Annotated in this window: 10 protein-coding genes; 2 read left to right on the top strand and 8 right to left on the bottom strand. The window is 58.7% G+C overall.

Annotated elements, in window-relative coordinates:
• The first annotated feature begins 439 nt into the window (after window positions 1-439).
• Together ACILSQ_RS27885 and ACILSQ_RS27880 are read left to right on the top strand one after the other, a co-directional pair.
• Entirely contained in the window at window positions 440-961 is a 522-nt protein-coding gene (locus ACILSQ_RS27885; protein WP_395746979.1) for a DUF4142 domain-containing protein, read from the top strand.
• 140 nt (window positions 962-1,101) lie between these two features.
• On the top strand, window positions 1,102-1,524 hold the full coding sequence (locus ACILSQ_RS27880) for an aspartyl/asparaginyl beta-hydroxylase domain-containing protein (RefSeq protein WP_395746978.1): 423 nt from the start codon (window positions 1,102-1,104) through the stop codon (window positions 1,522-1,524).
• A gap of 1 nt (window position 1,525) precedes the next feature.
• On the opposite strand, the gene ACILSQ_RS27875 is transcribed toward ACILSQ_RS27880, so the two are convergent.
• The 8 genes from ACILSQ_RS27875 to ACILSQ_RS27840 form a co-directional block, all read right to left on the bottom strand.
• Complete coding sequence (locus ACILSQ_RS27875) at window positions 1,526-2,548, bottom strand: YihY/virulence factor BrkB family protein (RefSeq protein WP_395746977.1); 1,023 nt, start codon at window positions 2,546-2,548, stop codon at window positions 1,526-1,528.
• On the bottom strand, window positions 2,545-2,802 hold the full coding sequence (locus ACILSQ_RS27870) for a hypothetical protein (protein WP_395746976.1): 258 nt from the start codon (window positions 2,800-2,802) through the stop codon (window positions 2,545-2,547). Before ACILSQ_RS27870 ends, ACILSQ_RS27875 begins: the two co-directional genes overlap by 4 nt.
• A 42-nt stretch (window positions 2,803-2,844) precedes the next feature.
• Entirely contained in the window at window positions 2,845-3,342 is a 498-nt protein-coding gene (locus ACILSQ_RS27865) for a hypothetical protein (protein ID WP_395746975.1), read from the bottom strand.
• A gap of 47 nt (window positions 3,343-3,389) precedes the next feature.
• Complete coding sequence (locus ACILSQ_RS27860; protein WP_395746974.1) at window positions 3,390-3,818, bottom strand: response regulator transcription factor; 429 nt, start codon at window positions 3,816-3,818, stop codon at window positions 3,390-3,392.
• 2 nt (window positions 3,819-3,820) lie between these two features.
• Entirely contained in the window at window positions 3,821-4,174 is a 354-nt protein-coding gene (locus ACILSQ_RS27855) for a polymer-forming cytoskeletal protein (protein WP_395746973.1), read from the bottom strand.
• Window positions 4,175-4,294: 120 nt separating this feature from the next.
• Window positions 4,295-4,606: a hypothetical protein gene (locus ACILSQ_RS27850; protein WP_395746972.1), complete on the bottom strand. Its 312-nt coding sequence runs from the start codon at window positions 4,604-4,606 to the stop codon at window positions 4,295-4,297.
• Between the two features lie 44 nt (window positions 4,607-4,650).
• Window positions 4,651-5,427 (bottom strand): outer membrane lipoprotein-sorting protein, encoded by a 777-nt coding sequence (locus ACILSQ_RS27845; protein ID WP_395746971.1) that lies wholly within the window; start codon window positions 5,425-5,427, stop codon window positions 4,651-4,653.
• 21 nt (window positions 5,428-5,448) lie between these two features.
• Window positions 5,449-6,564 (bottom strand): ABC transporter permease, encoded by a 1,116-nt coding sequence (locus ACILSQ_RS27840; protein WP_395746970.1) that lies wholly within the window; start codon window positions 6,562-6,564, stop codon window positions 5,449-5,451.

The following is a 6,564-nucleotide window of genomic DNA, read 5'->3' as shown; positions in this document are numbered from 1 at the left end:
GTTCCTGCTCGAAACCATCCAACGTTGGCAGCGTCAGGTCAGACCATGAACACAAACTCTTCAACTCAACCGCCGGATGCGGAACCGCACGTCCGGTGGTGTGGGAGGACGGCGGGGGAAACCCCGCCTCCTACCCGATTCAGGCGGATTTTTCACCAGGCGAAACCCATCCACTTGAGCGCACCCTGCGATTCATGAATGAGGCGCGAAAAGCAGCTCGACCAGCGATGGACTGAGCAACCGAAACGCCTCCAGTCCTGGCCGACACCCCCTGTTGGTCAGGACTCTTTTTTGGCATGTGTCTGCCGCCCTGATTTCGACATCAGGAAGGGGCGTCTGCGGTGGTGGGGCCATCCGCATGAAAAGGCCCTTCCGATTCTTTGACGCAGGAGACATTCAAACAGATCTCCGCATTCACAAACAAACCACCCCTGACACCATGAAATCAAACCCCATCACCTTCGCCATCCTGCTCGCCGTCGCCGCCGGAAGCCTGACCACCCTTGCCAGCGCGGAAAACAAGAAATCCAGCCTGAATTCCCACGATGAAAAGTTCGTGAAGGAAGCCGGCGCGTCCGGCATGGCCGAAGTGAAAATCGCCACGCTCGGAACCCAGAAGGCGGAACGCGCTGATGTGAAAAATCTCGCCACGATGCTGGTCGCCGACCACACCAAGGCCAATTCGGAGCTCTCCTCGCTCGCCGCCTCCAAAAACGTCGAGCTTTCCGCGGTCATTGACCCCAGTGACGCAAGCACCTTCAAGGATCTTGAAAAAGAGAGCGGCAAGGGCTTTGACAAGGCCTTCCTGAGCGATCTGGAAAAGGCCCACAAAAACACCATCTCCTCCTTTGAAGACGCGGAAAAAAATGCCTCGGATGCCGATGTGAAATCCTGGGCCAGCAAGACCCTGCCCACGCTGCGTGCGCATCTCGACAAGATCAAAGAGCTTGAGGCCAAGTAAGCCTTGTTTCGAGGTTCAGTCCAGGCTGCCAGACCCGCCCGTAATGGGCGGGTTTTTTTTATCGCCTTTCCGCGAAACCACGCATCCACCTCCGTGGCCAAGCACGATTGCGTGGTACTTTTAACACCCCGCTTGCTCTCATGAACATCACTCAGCATCAGTACGACTGGAACCTCTTCAAGGGAATGGCCGGCCATGGTCGTGTTCAGCAGTGGGCGGGGAGCATGAGAGACAGCGTTGCGAGTTTCCTGAAGGCGGTCTCTTCTGTTTTTCTGCCCAGGCCGCATGTGTCCTCCCTGCGCGTCACCTGGGCCGGTGTGCTCCGTTCGGAGCGCGACCAGCTTGTTCCTGAGGCAAGTGAGGAGATGCGTTTTCAAGTCGCCAGCCAGATGTTCCTTTGCGAGGAGGGGAAGACCCTCGTTTTTGACGACACCTGGAACCAGGATGCCTGGGATTCGATGAACGGTTACCGGGTGGAATTTGCGACCGATTCAAAGCGTCAGAAGAAAGAATCTCTCCGGCACCGCCTCCGCCGCCTTATTGTTCGGAAGGCCGGACGCTGAGCTACCTGTGCCTGCGCGGCCAGTAGTCAATGACATGGCGCCTGTGCCGCACCGGGATCCGCGCTGACCGGCCAAAGACCCTGGCCTGGGCCGCACACAGGCAGCCGCCATACATGATGATGACGCCGGACAGGTAGATCCACACCAGGAGCACGATCACCACCGCGAAAGCTCCATAGACGCTGTTGAAATTGCTCAGATGATACACGTAGCGTTCAAACAAATAACGGCAGCCCTGCAGCAGGAGGGTGGTCAGGAAGGCGGAAAAAGCCACCTCTGAGAACCGCGTGCGGCGGCGCGGTGAAAACTTGAAAAACATGCTGATGCCATAAAAGAGCACCAGTGATGGGACACATAGAATGATGAGCTCAAAATGGCTGTTGAACGTCTCCAGATGAAGGAGAGTCATCCGCCGCAGCCAGCCGACGGCCAGCGGCACCAGCATTCCTATGAACAACGCGCTGGCCACCATCATCAGCATCATGAGGCTGTGCAGCGGCAACTGCCACCAGGGGTATTCAATGGTCTCCCAGGCCCGGTTCACGCCGCGCACCATGCTGTGAAAGAAGCGGGAGGCGCTCCAGACGAGACCCAGCATGGCCAGGGTGCTGACGCTGCCACGCGCATCCACGATCCCATGGATCGCATCATCAACGAGATGCCGGTCGGCGGTGTTGAAGGGCAGATATTGGCCAAGGTTGCCAATGATGTAGTTCACCACCGTGGCATGGTCCCAAACTTGGGAGCCCAGGGTGACAAACAGGAGTATGAGCGGAAACAGGGCGAAGAACGCGTAATACGCAAAGGCGGCCGCATGCTGCTCCCCTTCGATTTCAAAAAACTTCACTCCTGCCTCCCAGTGCATTCTCAGCACACGTCTCATCCACCGGAATGCCGGGTGACGTCTGGCGAACAGGAGGGCCGGCATGCGCCGGCAGGAGCGCACCAGGTGGCGCAGCACCTCATGGATGTGGAAGATTGCAGCCTGCTGAGGCTGTTCCTGCCGTACCTTCCAGCCGGTCATATCTTTTCATGCGGATGGTTCTCGAGCAGCGAAATGGCGAGGCCGGTGGCAAATCCAGTCCAAAACATCGTGGTGGGATTGTGCAGCCAGTCACGCCATGCATGGGCATGGCAACTGCAGGGGCCGTGCAGGCGGGAAAAGACCGCCTTGGCTTCCCGCATGGAGGGCTGTCGGATCGCGCCCCCTTCGTTGATCATGTCTTCGGCCGCGGAAGCCGTTGTGCGGCGATAATCGGTGGTGAAATTCGGGCTCATGACAGGGGAAAAGAGAAGGATTAAGATGACGGAGAAGAAAGGTCAGGCAGGTGGAGGAACAAACATGTCCGGGTGCCGTTCCAGGTGCAGGGGATTGATTTCTGTGCGGTGGCCGCGCGGCCATGTGCTATGGCACTTGCGGCAGTAACAGCGCTTTGGAAACGCTCCAAGGGAGCTCATCCACTCGATGAGCAAAAAGCTGAAGAACTTGCGGCTGAACTGAGGATACTCCACGGCGAATGAGCCGCATTCCGGGCAGGAATAAATGAAGGGAACAAGCTTTGGATGCTCCTTCTCGAATTCGATGAGCCTGGTCACAGCCTGGTCATAATCCTTCTCCTGCACCTGAACCTTCACATTCGCGGCGGGCTTGGTGAAGAACACGAATGTCTGCAGGCTCCCTTCGTCAAAGATGGCGGTTTCGAGGCCGCACTTTTCCAGGTAGTCGGAGCACAGCTCCGCTGTTCGGCGTCCGTCAAAGGAGGCCAGATCAATCAAATCCGTCCGGTGGGCCAGAGCTGGAGATTCGGTTTCCATCATGAAAGAATTCGCTTTCAGATGCCCGGACGGCCGTGTGAGCCCGGGATTTACCCTGCATGATTGAACCACTGGCCGCCCTGCTGAATGGTGTTTACGGCTTCAACGAGCTGTTCAAGTGAAGCCTCCTTCGCAATGAAGCCCCGGGCGCCGGCGGCGGCGGCACGCCCGGGGTAGGTGTTGTTCTCATCGGCTGATACAATCAAAACGGGCAGGTTTGGCAGCCGGGTGAGAAGCTCTGCGGTGAAGTCGAAGCCGTTTCCATCAGGCAGGCCCACATCGATGACCAGAAAGTCCGGCACGTCCCAGTGAATCTTATCCGAAGCCTCGGCCAGAGACGAGGCCGTCCAGGCCATGATCATATCGGGAGCGTCTTCCACGAGAGTCACAAACACACCGCGGATGATCGCGTGATCATCCACCACCGCGAGTCGCAGTCGTGTGTTGGGAGAACGCGTGATGGCGGCGGGCTGAGACATTTTCACAAGAGTCGGCTGGGCTTTTGAGGGTTTTTTGGGGTCGAGGGCGCCTGCTTCACCTGCGAGTGGCCGCAAAAGGTGGCTCCTGCCTCGATGGCAAAAGTTGCAGCGGTGATGTTGCCGATGATTGTGGCGGTGGACTTTACATCACACCTTTCCTGCACGGTGATGTTGCCTTCCACATGCCCGTGCACGACCACGCTGCGCGTGTTGACCGTACCCTTCACGAAAGCATGCTCGCCAATGGTGAGCGGGGCCGTGGAGGAGACATCCCCCTCGATTCTGCCTTCCATCAACAGTTCTTGTGAAAACGTGAGGAAGCCCTTGATCTCAACATTCGCAAAGAGATTGTTCATCGACGTAATTCTAGATCACGAAAACAGGGCGGCGCAGGAGGAAAGGCAACGTGGGGAGAACGTTTGGATCAAAGGCTTTGGTTGTATGAAAAGCGTGGTTTTCTCCGTGGGTCATTTGTGTCACAAAGAAGCCAGAGGCAGGGTGCGAATGAGCACCTCACGCTGGTGAAACCTGGCCTGGAGCGCCTTCTCATACCAGTCCCACCACTGGGCATCCAGCAGGTGGGACATGACCTCATAAATGACGATTTCGTCATGTCTTCCTAAATCCCCCTCCAGCCATCGTCCGCCCGCTGGAGAACGTTTGTGCGCAATGCAGCGGCCAAAATGTCTCGTGAGTTCTGCCTTTACCATGGCATGCAGATCGTCCGCCGGAACGGCTGGCTGATCATCGGTATAGAGCGGCAGCAGCAACTGAATCACGTGCAGCATAAGAGGAGGGAAGGGGGTGAAGGATTACCCGCCACAGACAGGCGCTAGTCCGCTCTGGAGCGCGGTGGTTCTGTCTGCTTGAGCCCTTCCACCGTGAAGGTGGCGTCGTCGTAGCTCACTCCACGCTTGATGTTTGAGCCGTCGAGCTCGGTGGCGGAGTTTCTTTGCGCGTCATGGACGGTCATGTTGGCCGGGATGGAGCGGCCGTCATTCGACACCACCCGGGTGGTGTCGATACGCCGTGCGAGCTGGCCTGAAGAGCTGTACTTTTCAACCCGCAGAGGCACGAGGCGGCGGGTGTCCACCCAGGTGCGTACCACCGCATAAATCGAGCGGTCACTTTTTCCGGGTTTGGATTCGAGGACCTGGCAGCTTGTGCGGTCCACGATTTCAGTTCCCACAATCGCCTGATGCTCCCAGGCAAAGAAGTTTTCAAGAACATCGGCATAGGCCAGGTCAGTGCCCAGCAGGCGCTCCTTCATTCGGCTGGCATCCAGTTTGATCACGGTGTCAGGCGGGGTGAGCAGCGCCCCGGCTGGCGGCTGGCTCCCCATTTTCCGCAGCAGCACCGCCTCGCCAGCACGTTCTTTGGGCCACAGGATTTGATACATGACTTCGGTGCCCGACTGTGTGCGGCGTTGTTTGATCTGCACCTGCAGCGTTGTCTGCGGGCCCTCCATTTTGAGGCGGATGAAGGACGTGCCATCCTGCTGCAGGGCGCTGAGACGCGCCGCCAGTTCGCCGGCGGACGGGCCGTTTTCGGCCGCGCTGGCAGACAGCACGAGGAATGCACAGATGAGGTGTGGTAGGAATGTTTTCATGACAATGTCATTGGATGAATTTCAGCCCTGCAGAGCGAGACTGGGAGACAGCCGTGAACTGCGCCAGGCGGGATACAGACCGCTGATCACTCCGACGACCACCGAGATGGCCACGGAAATGAGGATCAGGCGCGCGCTCAGATCCGGCTCCAGCAGCCCGTGGACCGAGGGAAGGGTCTCCAGAAATTTTGCGCCGAGGACGCCGATCAGCGCGCCGACGCTTCCTCCCATCAGGCCGAGCAGCGCGGACTCGCATAAGATCATGCGGGTGATGCGCCCGCGCTTCCAGCCGATGGCCAGAAGAATGCACATTTCCTGCCTGCGCTCAAAGACGGTCATCAGCATCGTGTTCATGACGCCAAACACGCCCACAAGCACCGCCAGGAGCGAGGTGCCCCAGCTCATGGCGCGGATGAAGCGGGAGGCCTCGCTGTTGCTGATGTGCTCGCTGGCAATCACCGCCTTCGCCTCGGGAATGTTGTGGTTGATCTTCTCGCAGAGCTGCTTCATCTGGCGCTCGTTGAGCTCGCCCGCCGCGCGGACATCGAGGATGTTGATCTTGCCTTCGTTCCCCGTGATCTGCTGAAACAATGGGAGGGACAGCACCACCGAGCCATTCTCCACCAGGGCCCCGCCGTCCACGATGCCGACCACGGTCAGTTCTTTGGATTCCAACTGGAGCGGATCTCCGATCTTTTTCTTCAGTGCTTCAGCCGCTGTCTGCCCGAGGACCACGGCGGGCTCCATCGCATCCTTCGGCATGCGGCCGGAGAGCAGCTTGAGGTTGTTCCACGAAAAGCCGCCCCACTCGCGGGCGGAGACCATCATCATGGAGGCGTTTTCAACGCTGGTCAGATCCACAAAGACTGAGCAGGTGGCGGCCACCTCCGGCATGCTGGCGATGCGGTCGCGCACGGCCATGCTGAAAGGCTTTGGCGTGAGCGCGCTCCCCAGCGTGCTGACGACCATGTCGATGCCGCGTTCCTTGGCGCCTGCGCCCCAGCTTTTTTCAAAACCTTTCGAAATTCCGACCAGCGCCACCACGGCGGCAATGCCGATGGCGATGCCGCCCAGCGTGAGGCCGGTGCGTACCGGGCGGCGCAGAAGTCCTCGGGTGATGACGGTGAAAAAGGTCAT

Origin of the sequence: Prosthecobacter sp. (assembly GCF_044227185.1) — a bacterium.
GTDB lineage: Bacteria > Verrucomicrobiota > Verrucomicrobiia > Verrucomicrobiales > Verrucomicrobiaceae > Prosthecobacter.
This window is presented reverse-complemented; position numbering and strand designations above follow the sequence as displayed.